This is a genomic window from Nostoc sp. DedSLP03 (assembly GCF_034530815.1).
Classification (GTDB): domain Bacteria; phylum Cyanobacteriota; class Cyanobacteriia; order Cyanobacteriales; family Nostocaceae; genus Nostoc.
The window spans coordinates 1-17,755 of record NZ_JAVRCK010000016.1 but is presented as its reverse complement, the minus strand read 5'-3'; the positions used below and the strand labels follow the sequence as shown (position 1 = coordinate 17,755).

The window sequence follows — 17,755 nt, the reverse complement described above, 5'->3', positions numbered from 1 at the left end:
ATGAATCGCGTCTCTACAAATGGTCTATTTGTCGCATTCTTTTTTTAGATGGGTATTAATTTTGAGTCTGAGCCAGAATCGGTAAGGTAATTACAAATTCTGTTCCAACGCCCAGGGTAGAATTCACAACCAATGAACCGCCATGTTTTTCTACAACAATAGACTGAGCGATCGCTAATCCTAATCCTGTTCCTTTACCAACACCTTTTGTAGTAAATAAGTGGTCAAATACTTTTTGTTTGACTGCTTCACTCATGCCTTGACCATTATCAGCAATACTTACTTCAACTTGTTTATTTTTTAAAGAGGTGGTAATTTTAATCCGATTGGGATTGGCTTGAATTTCTTCAAAAATCTTACCTGTATTTGATTCATCCAAGGCATCAATAGCATTTGCTAAGATGTTCATAAATACTTGGTTTAATTGCCCAGGAAAGCATTCAATTTGGGGTAAATTTCCGTACTTATTAATTACTTCAATAGCTGGACGTTCTTCGTTGGCTTTCAGACGATGTTTGAGAATTAAAATCGTACTATCAATACCTTCATGAATGTTAAACGGTACTTTGTAATCTCTATCAGCACGGGAGAAAGTACGCAGACTGGTGCTAATGTTCTTGAGCCTGTCACACGCCATCGTCATGGAATCAATCATCTTAAGCAAATCTTCTAAGGTATATTCCAAATCGATTTCTTCAGCATGAATTAAAATTTCATCTCCGGGAGTAGGAAACTTTTGTTCATATAGTTTCAAGTGTTCGATAACATCAATAAATGTTGGTTTAGCTTGTGTGAGGCTGGCAGCAATAAAACCAAGAGGATTATTCATTTCATGAGCGACGCCAGCAACTAAGTTCCCCAATGCAGACATCTTTTCACTTTGGACGATTTGTAATTGAGCTTGTTGCAAATCTTGTAAAGCTTGCCCCGCTTGCTGATAAAGCCGAGCGTTTTCTAAAGCAATTGCTGCTTGGGAGGAAAGTAGGTTAATCACCTGTAAGCGGTTACTAGTAAATACTCCTTGATTCAATTGATTTTCTAGGTAGAGAATCCCCACCAAATGACCTTGGTTAATAATGGGCGTGCATAATACACTTTGAGGTTGATGTAGGAGCATATATTCTCCAATTACACCAGGAATACTCGTTTCACAATTGTCTATGATGACAGTTTCTTGAGTATTCTTAACGTAATTGATCAGTTTTCTCGGAATATATTGACAAGCATCTATTAGTTGTGAATCAAGAATAGTTTTGACATCAGTCTGGGAATTTAACTGTTGATCGATAAAAGTAATTGCCCGCACTTGCCAAGTATCCTCTTGAGGAAGAATTAATACAGATGTTTTCGCACCAGAATTTTCTAAAATAATGCGAGTGAGACTGCTGATAAGTGCGTCTAATTCGATACAACTGGAGATAGTTTGAGCTGCTTTGAGAATGCAGGTTAAATCTAGAGCATCAGAAATATTAGTGCTGCTGGTAGTGTAAGAAGTAGATGTACGAGCAATGCTGGCTATGGTTTCTAAGGGATTTAAGTTAAATTCTTGCTGTTGCAAAATAGGTTTGAGTAATTTGGGATAGCTTTTTTCCAAGTCATCAGTTTTGGCTTTTGCTCCCCAACGGGCATAACTGTAATATGCTTGTTGCAGATATCCTTCTGCGGCTTTTTCTTTACCCCATTCTAGGTAAAATTTGGCAGCAAGTTCGTTAGCGATCGCGGCTTCCTGAACATAGTCATTAGCGATCGCTTCTTGGATCGCTATTTCATAATAATCTGCGGCTTGTATGCGATCGCCAGTTACACGAGCTTGTTCAGCTAAAATTAAATTGTACTTGTGCTGATAATTTACGGGTGCATGAGCCGCCCATTCTTGCATTTTTGACTGGTTTTCGGCTACTTTCTGGAGATAAAGCTGTTGCTGTGCTTCATTTACCTGAGAACAAAGAGCTAACAAACTCAAAGATTGGTAGAAATTCCGCAAAGGAACAATTAATAAGCCTGCTGCTCCCTGCTCATACTGCTCAAATTTTTGGGAATATTCCCAAGCAGATTCATACTCTCCAAAAAGATAAGCTAAGAGCGTTTTTGCTAAATAGACATAACAAATACCATTAATATTGTTTGTTTCAATTAAAGTCGGTAACATTTCGACTTCATGAAAATGTTTACCAATTAAACAACAGGGATTAGCCGCTTCTCCTTGTAAATTTAGCACCGTCTGCCGCCAGATATTTCCCCAAACTAGAGATACCTCTTGTTTAATTTGCTGCATGAGATCGCAATATTTATCTGCCTCCAGCACAGCATTTTCTAGGTTTTCTCCGCTCCAAAAGAGAAATTGACAATAGCAATTGGCGCAATAGCCTACATATTCTAAATTTCCGGTTTCTAATCCACTTTGCAATCCATCCAAAAATAGATTCAATGTGGATTTAATTGAATCTTTCCAATGTTTAATAAATAGGCTAAAGGTTAAATAAACTCTACTTTTAAGTTCTTTTGTTTGAAATTTTTCTAAAAGTTGTACTGCTAGTTTACCAAACTGATATCCATCTTCAATTGCACCAATACTACACAAAAATAATCCATAGAGACTATAAGCAACAGCTGCCTGTGGTGAGTTGCCATACTTGATACAAATCTCGATCATTGTAAAAATTTTGAGTGGCAATAACATCGGTTTGGCTATATAAACTGGAGCAAACAAACCCGATAATATGCGGAGCGCAAATAATTTTTGGGGATCAATGATTTCTGGCATATCTGCCAATGCTGCAATCGATTGATGAACCAACATTTGTTGTAACTGGTTATATTCATCAAAAATCATTTGAGTGTTACTGTCTTCAGGTAACGTCAAATCTAGTAATTGCAATGCTTCTCTACCTGTGGCTATTGCTTCAATGAATTTATTTTGCGCCGTATAAGATTGGATTTGAATCTCATAAATACGAACTTTTTCCAATGGAGATTTAGCGTTTTTGAGGATAATCTCTACTAATGATTTTGATGACTCAAAGTTTGTATTCAGATATTCTGCCTCAGCCGCAGATTCGTAAACAGCAAGGGCTAAATCATAGCTGCTTTGCCAAGCATTTATCGGTAATAGAAGCATTGCCACTTTTAAATACTCAACTGCTGTTGCATAAGCTGTCGAGTTTTTGGCTTTACAACCCGCTATCAAATTTAACCGGGATAAATGCTCTCGTTCGTCAGCTTCTTTTAATAATTCCAGTCCGTAATTAAATTGATTAACGATCGCAAAAATTCCTGACTCTTGCTGCTCTTTAGGTATGTTCTGCAACAACAATTGCCCAATTTGCAAGTGTGTTGACTGTTTTTGTGCTTCTGGAATGAGTGAATAGGCTGCTTGCTGGACGCGATCGTGTAAAAATTTATATACAACCATCTCAGAATGTTCTTGAGTAGCTGCTTGATTTTCGGAATCAACAAAAAACTTATAAACCTCACTTTGCGGCAAAATTAACCCTTCTTGCAAAGCCTTCCATAAGCAATCTGCGGTTTCTACCTCCGATTGTTTAGAAACAATCGCTAATGTTTTTAAATCGAATTGATTCCCAATACAAGCGGCTAGTTTCAATTGTTGTTGAGTTGATTCTGGTAATCTTCGTAATTGGAAAACCATAAAATCAACAACATTATCTGCTAGAATTTGCTGATTTATTTGAGAAATGTCGCATTGCCAACATCCCTCTACAGAATTAAATTGAATGAGTCGATCTTGATGTAATGATTTCAGGATTTGAGTTGCAAAAAATGGATTTCCTTGAACTTTACGATAAATCAATTGTGAAAGAGATAATGCCACATTTTCTGCACAATTTAACGTATCGGCTACAAGTTGGTTTAATTGTAATTGGTTGAGCGGTTTCAGGTTAAGACTATTTACCTTGACACCTATTTTGCGAATTTCATCCAACATCACTATCAATGGATGTGCTGGAAATACTTCATTATCTCTATAAGCACCAATCAACAATAAATATCCCTGATTAGCTTCATTCATTAATAATTGCATCAGTTTTAATGAAGCTGAATCTACCCACTGCAAATCATCTAAGAATATGACTAAAGGATGTTCTTTAGTTGTAAATACTTGGAGAAATTTATGAAATAATAAATTAAATCGGTTTTGTGCTGCGTTACCTGATAATTCTGGTGCAGGTGGTTGTTTGCCAATAATTTTTTCTAATTCGGGAATGACTTCAATAATTACCTGTCCGTCTTCACCTAATGCTTGAATAATTTGATTTCGCCATTTTTGTATTTGTACATCACTTTCTGCCAGTAATTGCTCCATGAAGTTACGGAAAGCTTGGACAAATGCAGAAAAAGGAATATTGCGATTAAATTGGTCAAATTTGCCTTTGATAAAATAACCGTGTTGACGAACAATAGGTTTATGCACTTCGTTAACAACGGCAGTTTTACCAATCCCCGAAAACCCAGCTACTAACGTTATTTCTGTTGCTCCCAGGCTGACATTTTCAAATGCTTCTAGCAGAGTTTCTACTTCTGTTTCTCGTCCATAGAGTTTATCAGGGATAATAAATCTGTCGCACACATCCCTTTGGGCAATTGGGAAACTTTCAATTTTGCCAGTTGTTTTCAGTTGAGCTAAACAATTTTCTAAATCATGCTTCAATCCTAATACACTTTGATAGCGGTCTTCAGCATTTTTTGCCATTAATTTGCTAACAATATCCGAAATTACCGCCGGAATTTGTAAGTTAATTACATCTATTGATGAGGCTACCTTAGCAATATGGGAATGCACCAACTCCATCGGATCGTTTGATTGAAAAGGTAACTCACCTGTGAGTAATTCGTAAAAAGTTACACCAAGTGAATAAAAATCAGTCCGGTAGTCAATTCCCCGATTCATTCTCCCTGTTTGTTCTGGAGAAATATAAGCTAGTGTTCCTTCTAATACATTGGGGCTGATTAGCATTTGCGTTTCTCTTGGTAATAGAGAAGCAATACTAAAGTCGATTAATTTAACTTGTTTATAATGAGGATTAATTAAAATATTGCTCGGTTTGATATCTTTATGAATGATCCGCTGACTATAGAGTATCTCTAAGGTATTACACAGTGCGATCACTATTTGTAAAAATTCTTGTAAAAACCTGATATCTCGCGTTTGATCGCGAGCAAAATAATCTTTTAGAGAAATGCCACCAAAATCTTCCATCACCAACGCATAGGCATTTTGATACGCCTCTAGGCTGTAGGTTTGAACGATTAAAGATGAGTTTATATTTTTAGCAATGGTGTACTGATTGCGAAACTGCACTAGTTCGTTGAAGGATGGATATGGATTTTTCAGCAGTTTGATCGCTACAGGTAATGAGTCACTTTCTCGATACCCTCGGTAAACTACAGTTCTGGAACCATTGTAGATTTCTTCAATGATTTGGTATCCAGAAATATTAACATTAGTGCTAAACATACTGTTAAATCCGAGTAATTTATAAGTTAATTATTCCCAAATTAATAACGGCAGTTTAGTGTTAATTAGTAAAGATTACTATGGCTTTACTTTTGAGACTATTTATGAAGATAAACTTTAAATTTGATGATACGTTACACGCTGATTTAGCCTTAAATCATCCAATGCAGAGATAGAATACCTCACATAAAGCTTCAAGGTTATCAATAGGAAATTAGGAACCTGCAAAGCCTAAAGTAAAAATTTTTTAACTCCAAAATATACTTGTAAGGGCTGGGTAAAGATTAAAAGGGAAGAGGTTATACCATTTTAGATTTTGAATTTTAGACTTCGGCTGCGCTCAGTCGAACGATTTTGGATTGGGAATTGCCTTGGTGCGTCTGGCTTGGTGTAAATCCATCTGTCGCAATCATTTTTCAAAATTGTATTAAAAACCTTTCACCTTTTCCCTCTAAACTTTAAAGAACTAAGTTAACAACCGCGAACTACTTACTAGTACCTGCTGGGATTTTTAGTTAGGTTTCGTAGTCTGACTAAAGGCAATTATTTACTCGAATAGGAGAGACTATTATTGATTGACAGTAGCGGAAGTTTATTACTCCGCCGACTGTTATAGCAATCCTAAATCATTCGTGAGAGATAAAATCGCTGAAAGGCTTGAAAATAGGTATTTTTAACCTCAGTATTTTCTCACGTTTCAATTTGGATTGCTATATTAGATAGGGTTATGTTATAACCAGTCCTCAACTACGGTTATCTGGAATTACCGCATAAGCATCAATTTCAAACAACATACCGTCAAGTGCAAGTCTAGGAACCGGAATAAGAGTGTTTGCTGGTGGTTTATTTCCCCATAAATTTATAATTTCACGTCCTAACGGGATCAATTTATTTTGGTTGTGATCTACTATAAGAACAGTAGTTTTTGCGACATCTTGTGGTTGTGCCCCAACGGCTGCTAAGGCATAACGGAGGTTTTTAAAAGCCTGTATTAACTGCTTTTCAAATTCATTTGAGACAAGATTCCCTTGTAAATCGGAACCAAATTGACCAGAAATATAGACGGTTCTCGCCCTTGATGGTGTCACAGCTATATGGCTATAGCCATTTTGGGTTGGATTATATAATGTTGGTGGGTTCACCAACTTCAACTCTTTGTTGTCTTTAGCGCTTACTTCCGTTTGTGTTCCCACCATCAAAGCAGTAGTTATTCCACTACCTCCAAGCCACAAAAGTGCATTTCGTCGCGAGAAGTTTGCTACTAGCGAATTTACAGCACTGGTAATACGTTTAGTCATTAAAGCTCCTTAAATGTGAGTTCTCTATTTTTGCTCATACTTAGTTCTATTATCTATCCAATTATGCTAAAAAGCACTATCCAGGAAACATAATACCGTGTAATCACGTAATTAATAGCTCCTAATGGCTTTCAGGTCGTTTAGCTTTCGATATGGATACAGTTAATACTTATACCAAATCAGGTTATTAACCCCCAAAAAGTGTATTAGGCCGCAGCGCATATTATTTTTCGTAAACAGGTTGTGTCGGTTAATAGACTTCTTGGCATTTGTCGGGACAAGGGGAAGGTGGGGCCCTCTCTATGGATAAGGGCTACGGTGTACATACAAGTCGAATTACCCCCCTTAATCCCCCCTTGTGAAGGGGGGAAACAAGAGAATCTCGTTCTCTCCCCTTTGCAAGGGGAGGGTTAGGGTCTGACAAGTGTAGGTTTTTTATGTGGGCATGAGTGGATACTCTCAAATAGAGTTCTAAAGGTGGTTCAAATAACGAAATTTCGTTCTTAGGTGGAAAATTAGAGACTAAGCAAGTTTCTTTTGCAGCCCTCAATATTATGTCTGCTTGATAACTTATTAAACTATTGAAATTTTATATAAGGATATCTAAGTTTCCCGGCTTAGATATCCACTAGCAACATAACCTAAATTTCATAGATTGTTAGCTCTATTCTAACTACTATTTTTTGTTTTTAAATGGTTCTTGGGACAGTTATAAATTCATCCTTAAGTTAGATGTCAAAATTAGATATATATTTTATCTACATACACTTGGCAAATTCAATTAAGATTTTTGTTGTATAATATAATGCTAGTTATTAATAATGCCTTCTTAAGAAGTTATTAAATAAATTTTCTGATTTTTACCTGAAGCTTTTATATTGGGACTAACTTCTCAAGCTGATTAGCGATCGCAACCATAAATATAAGCTATGTGCAGGTGCGTTACACTGTGCTAACGCACCCTACTTTCTAAGACAAGTTATTAATATTAGACTTTTCTAAACTTGCTACTAATCTCACTCCAAATTCTTCTTCAAACACTCCTTTTTTATAATCTAAGCTCCAAAGTTCTAAAGCACAATCATCATCTGATTGAGATGGAAAAATTAGCAGATTGACCTGCTTAAGTTGTGGATAATACTCACATTGCACTTGAGCAACTGCACCAATTTGTCGTCTATCTAATGCTACTGCCAATCTTAAAATCGCACTTAATTGACTAACAATTTGTCGTTGTTGTTTGGTCAGCAAACTCTGGTAGTTTTCATGTTTTTTCTTGGGCGGCGATTTGCGATGATAACGCGCTAAATTGGCAATAATTTCAATCTCGGTTTCTGTATAACCGAGTAATTCTCCATTGCGAATTAAATAGTAAGAGTGCTTGTGGTGAGACGAATGGCTGATATAATGACCGCAATTGTGTAATATGGCGGCTGCCCACAGCATTTGTCGCTCGTCAGTTCCCCAATGATGTAGAGTACCTTGAGTTTGATCAAATAAACTCTCGGCAAATTTTGCCACGCGATCGCTGTATTCTAAGTTGATCTGGTATTTATCTGCGAGTTTGAGGATATTCCGTTCCCGAATTGAACTTTGATAGCGCAGCTTATCTTCAATTAAACCGTGGCTTAACATCCAGTCTACGATTACGCCTTCTCTGAGAGAACGCTCACAAACTGTTACCGATTCACTACCCAAAAGGGTCATTGCTTCCTGTAATATGACTGCACCAGCGAGGATAACTTCAGGGCGCTTCTCTGGCATACCAGGAATCTCAGCCCTTTCGGAATTACTCAGTTTCCGCAAGCGATTTACCAACTCTTGCAAGTCTTTAAAACTAAATTGGTAGCCATTGAGAGTGGAAGGAATAACACCCGACTCTTCCCGTGCATGAATCATTGCCAGGGTTTCAATTGTGCCCGCCGTACCCACCAAACGCGGAGATTCCTCAGACTCTAAATTTGCTAAGATTTCTTCTACAGAACGTTCCAACATCCCGCGTGCATAAGCTTGCAGATATTGGAACTCAGTAGTGCTGATGGGGTCAGTAGTGATTAACTCGCTAGTGAGTCGCACTGCACCAACTTTGGTACTGGTGAGAATGCGGGCTTGCTGACTATCGCCTAAAATTAATTCTGTGGAACCACCGCCAATATCAATAATGGTGTGGGGCTGGTTGTTAAATTCCATCCCCGACAGCACGCCAAGATAAATTCGCCGCGCTTCTTCTTGACCAGAAATCAAGTTAACGCTTAAACCCAACTCCGTTTCTATTGTGTGCAAAAAATCTTTACCATTGGGCGCTTCTCGCACAGCACTAGTTGCTACAGCGATGATTGTTTCAGCGTTGATAGTTTTGGCAACTTCTTGAAAGCGTCCTAAAGCAGCGATCGCCTTTTCAATTATCTCTGGCTTGAGTTCTCCAGTGGTAAGATTGCGATCGCCAAGCCTTACGGTTTCCTTTTCTTTAGCAATAATGCTGAAAGCTGGTAGTGTGGGGTCAATCTTGACTACTACCATGTGTAGAGAATTTGTTCCCAGGTCAATGGCAGCAATAATCCGATGTTGCTTAGATGGTTGAGTTGGACTACTCTCCCAGCTAGAAACTAAATTCAGCATCTAGTTTTCTCTCTTTATTAAGAAATGATGGCAAACGGTGATACGTCGGGTTAGCTAGCACTGATATTTATGACAACACACTTGCTCAGACTGAGTGCTGTTAGCGGTAGCAGGGCGTTGAGCCAGTGCTGAATATTGAGTAAATTAAAAAATACTCAGCATTCGCAACTCAGCTCGATCGAGGGTAACTGAGCTATGTATATTCACCTTACTATTTATAACCTGAGTGACTATTTAAAGATATTTAAAGTTGCCACTTTGGGTTATGTTTTTACAAATAACAAATAACGTTATTCTATAGATGTAAAGAAGTGTGAATTCATCTTTCTAAAGTTATTTGTTGATTTCTATGTTAACCACGCCAGAACGCCCCCAGTCACCAATTTGGCTTGTAATTATCCGGCTTTTACGCTGGCATAAACCAGAAGGGCGGTTAATTTTAATGATTCCTGCCCTTTGGGCTGTATTTTTGGCAGCTTCAGGAAAACCGCCTTTACCTCTGGTTGGTGTGATTATATTGGGTACTCTGGCCACGAGTGCAACTGGGTGTGTTGTCAACGATTTGTGGGATCGGAATATCGATCCAGAAGTGGAGAGAACACGCGATCGCCCCCTTGCTTCTCGCGCCTTATCTGTGAAAGTTGGGATTGTAGTTGCGATCGTCTCTTTAGCGTGTGCAGCAGTCTTGGCTTTTTATCTTAACCCCCTGAGTTTCTGGTTATGCGTGGCAGCAGTGCCTGTCATTTTGCTTTATCCAGGTGCAAAGCGGGTGTTTCCCGTACCGCAACTAGTGCTTTCCATCGCTTGGGGTTTTGGGGTCTTGATTAGCTGGAGTGCAGTCACGCAAAATCTTTCTCAACCAACTTGGTTACTTTGGGGCGCAACTGTACTGTGGACGTTAGGATTTGATACAGTTTACGCCATGAGCGATAAAGAAGACGATCGCCGCATTGGTGTTAATTCTAGCGCCCTATTTTTTGGTAATTATGCCCCTCTAGCCATTGGAATTTTCTTTGCTGGCACAATTTTGTTATTGTCTTGGTTAGGCGTAGTAATACATCTACACTTAGCCTTCTGGATTAGCCTTGCAGTTGCTACTATCGGATGGGTTTGGCAGTCTCTGCGATTAAGAGAGCAATACTTACCTAATTCTGCTTATGGTAAGATGTTTCAGCAAAACGTGTGGATTGGTTTTATTTTACTTGCTGGGATGATTGCTGGATCTTTATAAGCAGTCAATTGGATTTACCCCACTCAATCCCCCCGATGCATTGAGGCAAATAAATATCCGGTTCTCCCCCTTACCAAGGGGGAGTTAGAGAGGGTCAGAAGGACTTGTGTGTACACCGTAGGCTTGCGGGGAAGGGTTTAGGAGTGGGACTCTTACTGATTATGCGTTGAAAATTTCCCATGCTATTTAATGCGTTTAAAAATCGTAAATCTCCTAAAATCGAATTCAGCAAAACTAACCCAACCTGGCGCGTAGCGTGGGGAACAGTTGATGCAAATCATGAAGATATAGCTTGGCGAGATGAAAAAATTTCTGTAATTTTACCACGCACAACTTCGGAATTGCCGACGGAAAAATTAGCAATCAGTTCTAGAGGACGATTTGTTGTTGTTGGTGATGTTTGGTTAACTAACCGAGTGCAATTGCTGCAAAAGTTGGGAATTGAACCAGATAGCTTTCAAGGAAGTTCTCTGCAACTGGTGGCCAATCTTTGGGAACGATGGGGTAATGAAAGTCTTAGCCAACTTGTGGGGATGTTTGCGTTGGTGGTTTGGGATAGAGAGAAACAGGTGTTGAGATTGATTCGCGATCGCATCGGTGTTCGTACTCTCTATTACACTACCACTGGTTCAGTTCGTTGGATTGCCCCTCAACTGAGAACTTTAGCACCTCATCGTTCATCCGATTTAGATTTGGTGGCGTTGCGAGATTATCTTTGTTGTGCTTTTGTTCCTGGCGAACGAACCCTTTGGGAACAGGTGCAAGAACTTCGACCTGGAACTGTTTTAGAATTTCCTGACTGCAAAGTTACAGCTTATTGGCAGCTTCAAGAACAGATTATAGCAAGCGATCGACCCTTAGCATGGCATGGCGATCGCTTGCGAGAACTTTTAGAGCAAGTTGTTCGAGAATATTTACCACCAGCAAATGAACCCGTTGGCGTTTTTCTTTCCGGTGGTTTGGACTCCAGCAGTATCACTGCTTTAGTCGCAAAATTCCACAAAGCACCAGTCCACACCTTCTCGATTCATTTTGGTTCGGAATGTCCCAATGAGTTAGAATTTTCCAGTCTGGTTGCATCCCATTGTCAAACACAGCACCACATTTTAGAAATTACTTTTAAGGATATGTGGTCACGCCTGCCGGAAACAATGGCTTATTTAGATGACCCCATTGGCGATCCACTGACTGTTCCCAACTTGTTGCTGGGACGACTGGCAAGAGAAAGCGTAGAAGTAGTTTTAAATGGTGAAGGTGGCGACCCTTGCTTTGGCGGCCCAAAAAACCAGCCGATGCTAATTAATAGTTTATATGGCTCTGTCACCAATCAGGATGCATTGTATGCTTATTTAATTTCCTTTCAAAAGTGTGCTGTTGACTTACCGCAACTTTTAAAACCAGAAGTTTGGACAGCAGTAGAAACAGCGCCTTGGGTTTTTGCAGAAGATTTATATTCCCAAGCAAACTATCTGAATCGTTTGATGGCAATGAATATCAAATTTAAAGGCGCTGACCAAATTTTGACCAAAGTCAGTAACTTGACTCAAGCTGCTCTTTTGCAAGGTCGTTCTCCTCTGTTTGACCAACGAGTAGTAGAGTTAAGCATGGAGATACCTCCAGAGTATAAGCTTTCTGGAGTGGAAGAAAAAGCAGTTTTAAAGCAAGCGATTACCTACAGTACATCCTTGGCGATCGCAGATATCTTACCAGACACAATTATTCATCGTCCCAAAAGTGGGATGATGGTACCGGTACAGTTAGGATTTCGGAAATATTGGCAGCAAGAAGCCAGAGATTTATTGCTCAATCGAAATGCATATATTACTCCTTACTTAAACCAATTGCCAATTCGTAATTGGTTAAACTATCAAGGAGATACTTGGAGCCGGTATGGAGTAAAGCTGTGGTTGCTTGCTAGTTTAGAAATTTGGTTACAAGTAAATCAAAAAGCACAGTAGTGAAAGCAACAAAAAGATAGGTCATGACTAAGTTGGGTTATGCTTTCGCTATCAGTGCTGAGTAATAAGTGAGAAGTACTCACTACTGATGAAAATTTTGCATCTTACAGCTATTTTCAGGTAAATAGAACGTGAGTTCGACAGACCTCTCCCGGACAGCCTCCCTCTCCTAAAAGGCGAGAGAGGAGTAACGAGAAAAGAAAAGTTTTTGCTCCCCTCTCCTAGTAGGAGAGGGGCTGGGGGAGAGGTCAAAATAGCACTCGTCGAACTCATCTTAAATAGACTACGCAGTAGGGGCGCAAGGTCTTGTGCCCCTACAACAGGTGTGGTTCAAATACATGATTTCTGCTGTAACTCATCCCCTGGCTTTTCATAAAAAGCCGCAGGGAAATCGAAGTCATTGTCATTAGTACCAATGACAAATGACCAAAGACAAATGACTCTTGTTATATGAATATTTCCTGACTTATGTCAGCATTTTTTGTTTTAAAAACCACTGAAAAAACGCATTTTCAAGTGATTGTCGATTTTCTGTTAATTTATTTTTGATTATTTACTGAGCTAACCTCCATTTGCGGTGTACTCTCAATATACGGTAACTACTAATACTTCTCGGTTTTTGGGAAAAAAGAAAGGGGAAAGGGAAAAGAAAAAACCTTTAACCCAAACCCAGTAAACTTTTGCCAAAACCCGATTCCGAATTAAAAATGCACAAAACCAGAAGTATTACGGTAACTAACACACTCAACCTTTGAGATCAATTACACCCAGAGGTGAATACCATGAACAATTATGCTCAACAACAGGAATTTATTTTAAGTCAAATCACAAATAAATATTTTCAGCGCCGAGATTTCAGTGGATGTGACTTGAGGGGAATCGACCTGAAAGGAATTAATTTAAGTGGTATTAACTTTATCGGAGCGGATTTGCGTGATGCAAATTTGTCTGGCTGTATTCTAACTCGTGCTAATTTAAGTGGCGCAAATTTGATGCAAGCTAGCTTACGTGAAGCTAATTTGTATGAAGCGTCTTTATGTGAAGCTAATTTGACTAATGCTGATTTAACAAGAGCAAATTTGTGCGGAACATTCTTATGGCGGGTGAAATTCATAGGTAGTAATCTTTGGGGTGCTTCTTTATGTGATGTAGATTTGAGAGAAGCAGACTTAAGTGAAGCCAAATTAATTGAAGCATCGTTGATTGAAGCTAACTTAAGTTTTGCAAATCTCACACGAGCCAAGTTATGTGGAGCAATATTACTAGAAGCTAACTTGACTGAGGCTAACTTAACCGGTGCAGACTTGACATGGGCAAATTTAACCAAAGCAAACTTGAGTAAAGCAAACCTTTGGAAGACAAATTTGATTTATGCGAAGTTGCGAGATACTATTATGCCTGATGGTACAATTGAGCAACCTCAGATAGTTATTTATTAGCTAGAAATAGCTCTGCCAAAGTGAGATAATCTTGTGATTTGGTTTTCATGCTCTGCATGAAAAGGAGATACAGCAGAATTCAAAAGTTAGAAGTCAAAATAAGTAAACTTGAAACTCAATACTTATCGGGTTTTGGGGAAGAGGAAAGGGAAAGAAAAAACCTTATAACCCTTAGTCTTTTCCCAAAACCCAATTTTGAATTAAAAATGCACAAAGCGAGAAGTCTTGAAGCCTTAGTTAATACGGCTTCAGCATCAATTATAAATATTTATTATATTATAAGTAATTTTTAAGCCTTAGTTAACACAGCTTCTTCTATGATTATGAATGCTCAAACTGTAGTTAACACAGCTTCTTCTGTAATTATGAATGCTCTAGCTGTAGTTAACACAGCTTCTTCTGTGATTATGAATGCTCAAACTGTAATTAAAATATAGCCATTCCCATTCCGATGCGGTACAGCATTATACCGAGGGTGTAGGGCACGGCACTGTCCATTAGTGTCAACTTAAGAAGATGTAAAACCTCAAAGTTCACTCGCTGACTGATAAGAAATAAACACAGGAGAAAATCATGGCTAATTCATCATTCAACCTGCTGAACCTCTCTGCTTTGAATGGCACTAATGGCTTTATAATTAACGGCATTGCAGAATATGACCAGCTAGGCTTTTCAGTCAGCAATGCGGGAGACATCAACAACGATGGCATTGACGACCTAATTATTGGCGCGGGATATACCGACCCTAACGGCAACTCTTATACTGGGCAAAGCTATGTGGTGTTTGGAAGGACGAATCTGGGCAGTGGCGGCAGCCTCAACCTCTCTTCTCTGGATGGCAATAATGGCTTTATAATTAACGGCATTGCAGCAAAAAATAGCTACTCCTCAAGCTATTCAGTCAGCAATGCGGGGGACATCAACAACGATGGCATTGACGACCTGATTATTGGGACAAGTAATACCTACCCTTACGACAAAGATAATGCTGGGCAAAGCTATGTAGTGTTTGGGGGAACGAATCTGGGCAGTGGCGGCAGCCTCAACCTCTCTTCTCTGGATGGCAATAATGGCTTTATAATTAACGGCATTGCAGCAAAAAATAGCTACTCCTCAAGCTATTCAGTCAGCAATGCGGGGGACATCAACAACGATGGCATTGACGACCTAATTATTGGCGCGGGATATACCGACCCTAACGGCAACTCTTATACTGGGCAAAGCTATGTGGTGTTTGGAAGGACGAATCTGGGCAGTGGCGGCAGCCTCAATCTCTCTTCTCTGGATGGCACTAATGGCTTTTTGATTAACGGCATTGCAGAAAGTTCTTCAGTCAGCAATGCGGGGGACATCAACAACGATGGCATTGACGACCTGATTATTGGCGCACCGGGTGCTAGCCCCAACGGCAACTATCGTGCTGGGCAAAGCTATGTGGTGTTTGGGGGAACGAATCTAGGCAGTGGCGGCAGCCTCAACCTCTCTTCTCTGGATGGCACCAATGGCTTTTTGATTAATGGCATTACAGAAAATAACTTGTTAGGCGCCTTTGTCAACAATGCGGGGGACATCAACAATGATGGCATTGACGACCTGATCGTTGGCGCACTTAATCTCTACCCCTATAGCAGAAATTATCCTTGGCAAAGCTATGTGGTGTTTGGGAAAAGAAATCTGGGCAGTGGCGGCACCCTTAACCTCTCTTCTCTGGATGGCACTAATGGCTTTTTGATTAACGGCATTACGGTAGGTGACGACTCGGAGGGCATCTCAATCAGGAATGCAGGGGACATCAACAACGATGGCATTGACGACCTGATTATTGGCGCACCGGCTGCCAAACCCAACGGCATCCGTAATGCTGGGCAAAGCTATGTGGTGTTTGGGGGAAGGAATCTGGGCAGTGGCGGCATCTTCAACCTCGCCTTCTTGAATGGCAATAATGGCTTTATAATTAACGGCATTGCAGCAAATGACTTCTCAGGCAAATCAGTCAGCAATGCGGGGGACATTAACAACGATGGCATTGACGACTTGATTATTGGCGCACCTTATGCCAATCCCAACGGTAAAGAAGTTGCTGGGCAAAGCTATGTGGTATTTGGGGGAACAAATATTGCGACTAGCAACACTTCTCCCAACCTGACTGGAACTGCTGATGCAGATAACTTATTTGGCACACCTAGCAACAACATCATCAATGGGTTGACTGGTGACGACACCATAAAAGGTAATGGCGGTGAAGATAAATTTTTGTTTCGCCTTGGCGATGGCGATGATACTATCGCCGATTTTGGTGGCATTGGTAAAGGCACAACCCCAATATCAGCGGCGATCGCTAATGTTGACACCTTACAATTTAAAGGTTCGGGTTTAACTGCCCAAAATCTGCAATTAACTCAAAATGATAACAATTTAGAAGTGACTTTTGAAAAAGTGGCTTTTACCAAAGTCACTTTGCAAAACTTTAAACTAGAAAACCTGGATAACCTCCCAGAAAGCAGTTCACGAACTGCACTTGGCAATATCCTATTTGATGGGCAAACCAACATCGCCGACAGCTTTGATGTCTTCGATGCTAACTCCACTCAAACTACGCTATTCAACAAGAACATGGTGACTTTCCTCAATGACCTCAACAATAACATCACGGGTTTTGACAACTCTAATGATGTGGTTAATGGGCAGGGGGGTGACGACACCCTTAACTCAACCGTAACTCCTGGTAATGATACCCTGGGGGGCAACAGCCGTAAAGATACATTTGTATTTCGTCCTGACGATGGCAATGATATCATCACCGATTTTAGTGGCATTGGTAAAGGCACAACCCCAACGTCGGCGATAATTGCTTCTTTGGACACCTTACAATTTATCGGTTCGGGTTTAACTCCCGAAAATCTGCAATTAACTCAAAATGCTAACAACTTAGAAGTTAGCTTTGAAAATGTCGCCTCTACCAATGTCACTCTGCAAAACTTCAAATTAGAAACCCTCGATAATCTGCCTGCTTCTGGAGCAACACCTGCGATTGGCAATATTCTATTTGATGGGCAAACCAACATCGCCGACAGCTTTGATGTCTTCAATGCCAACTCTACTCAAACTAGCCTATTCAACAAAAACACAGTTACATTCCTCAATGACCTGAATAACAGCATCACAGGTTTTGAAAACTCCAACGATGTGATTAATGCTCAGGGGGGTAATGACATTATCTATGGCTTGAGTGGCAACGATCTATTGCGAGGCGGCGATGGCAATGATACTCTCGTCGGTGGTGCTGGCAATGATACTCTCGTAGGCGGTGCTGGCGCGGACTGTTTCGTTTACAACACCGATGCAGTTTTTAGCATGACTGCTGTTGGTGTAGATGCCATTAGTGATTTCAACAGTTCCCAAGGTGATAAAATTGTTCTAGATAAAACTACCTTTAGTGCTATTACTTCAACTGCTGGAACAGGTTTTAGTAACAAAAGTGATTTTCAAATCATTTCTAATGGGGAAACTAGCACAGCGAAAATTATCTACGACGCTTTTCGTGGACAGTTATTTTACAACCAAAATGGCAGTGCGGCTGGTTTTGGTAGTGGTGGTCTATTTGCAACTGTGACTGGTGCGCCAACTCTGAGTGCATTAGATTTTATTGTACAAACTTAAATGCTATTTAGAGGAGCAGTGTGATTTGAACGATAATTTAGCCAAACGGTCACGAAATACTTCACTTTGTACTA

The 17,755-nt window shown here is 39.9% G+C and carries 7 protein-coding genes; 4 read left to right on the top strand and 3 right to left on the bottom strand.

What is annotated here, in order from left to right; all coding sequences use genetic code 11:
* Positions 1-55: 55 nt before the first annotated feature.
* The 3 genes from RM368_RS10180 to RM368_RS10170 form a co-directional block, all read right to left on the bottom strand.
* Complete coding sequence (locus RM368_RS10180) at positions 56-5,476, bottom strand: AAA family ATPase (RefSeq protein ID WP_322693960.1); 5,421 nt, start codon at positions 5,474-5,476, stop codon at positions 56-58.
* Between the two features lie 743 nt (positions 5,477-6,219).
* A complete protein-coding gene (locus RM368_RS10175) occupies positions 6,220-6,774 on the bottom strand; it encodes a RidA family protein (RefSeq protein ID WP_322693959.1) in 555 nt (184 codons plus the stop codon).
* Between the two features lie 969 nt (positions 6,775-7,743).
* Positions 7,744-9,393 (bottom strand): Ppx/GppA phosphatase family protein, encoded by a 1,650-nt coding sequence (locus RM368_RS10170; RefSeq protein WP_322693958.1) that lies wholly within the window; start codon positions 9,391-9,393, stop codon positions 7,744-7,746.
* A gap of 349 nt (positions 9,394-9,742) precedes the next feature.
* Here RM368_RS10170 and RM368_RS10165 point away from each other — a divergent pair, with 349 nt between their 5' ends.
* The 4 genes from RM368_RS10165 (at position 9,743) to RM368_RS10150 (ending at position 17,681) form a co-directional block, all read left to right on the top strand.
* On the top strand, positions 9,743-10,624 hold the full coding sequence (locus RM368_RS10165) for a 4-hydroxybenzoate solanesyltransferase (protein WP_322693957.1): 882 nt from the start codon (positions 9,743-9,745) through the stop codon (positions 10,622-10,624).
* Positions 10,625-10,803: 179 nt separating this feature from the next.
* Positions 10,804-12,582, top strand: a complete 1,779-nt coding sequence (locus RM368_RS10160) for an asparagine synthetase B family protein (protein ID WP_322693956.1) — start codon at positions 10,804-10,806, stop codon at positions 12,580-12,582.
* Positions 12,583-13,364: 782 nt separating this feature from the next.
* The gene (locus RM368_RS10155; RefSeq protein ID WP_322693955.1) at positions 13,365-14,021 is read left to right on the top strand and encodes a pentapeptide repeat-containing protein; all 657 of its coding nucleotides are present in this window, start codon (positions 13,365-13,367) and stop codon (positions 14,019-14,021) included.
* Between the two features lie 573 nt (positions 14,022-14,594).
* Entirely contained in the window at positions 14,595-17,681 is a 3,087-nt protein-coding gene (locus tag RM368_RS10150; RefSeq protein ID WP_322693954.1) for a hypothetical protein, read from the top strand.
* The last annotated feature ends 74 nt before the right edge of the window (positions 17,682-17,755 follow it).

Bases quoted from the DNA above. Each gene is read 5' to 3' on its own strand.
- RM368_RS10175 (WP_322693959.1), bottom strand. From the start codon at position 6,774: ATGACTAAACGTATTACCAGTGCTGTAAATTCGCTAGTAGCAAACTTC.
- RM368_RS10170 (WP_322693958.1), bottom strand. From the start codon at position 9,393: ATGCTGAATTTAGTTTCTAGCTGGGAGAGTAGTCCAACTCAACCATCT.
- RM368_RS10180 (WP_322693960.1), bottom strand. From the start codon at position 5,476: ATGTTTAGCACTAATGTTAATATTTCTGGATACCAAATCATTGAAGAA.
- RM368_RS10165 (WP_322693957.1), top strand. From the start codon at position 9,743: ATGTTAACCACGCCAGAACGCCCCCAGTCACCAATTTGGCTTGTAATT.
- RM368_RS10150 (WP_322693954.1), top strand. From the start codon at position 14,595: ATGGCTAATTCATCATTCAACCTGCTGAACCTCTCTGCTTTGAATGGC.
- RM368_RS10155 (WP_322693955.1), top strand. From the start codon at position 13,365: ATGAACAATTATGCTCAACAACAGGAATTTATTTTAAGTCAAATCACA.
- RM368_RS10160 (WP_322693956.1), top strand. From the start codon at position 10,804: ATGCTATTTAATGCGTTTAAAAATCGTAAATCTCCTAAAATCGAATTC.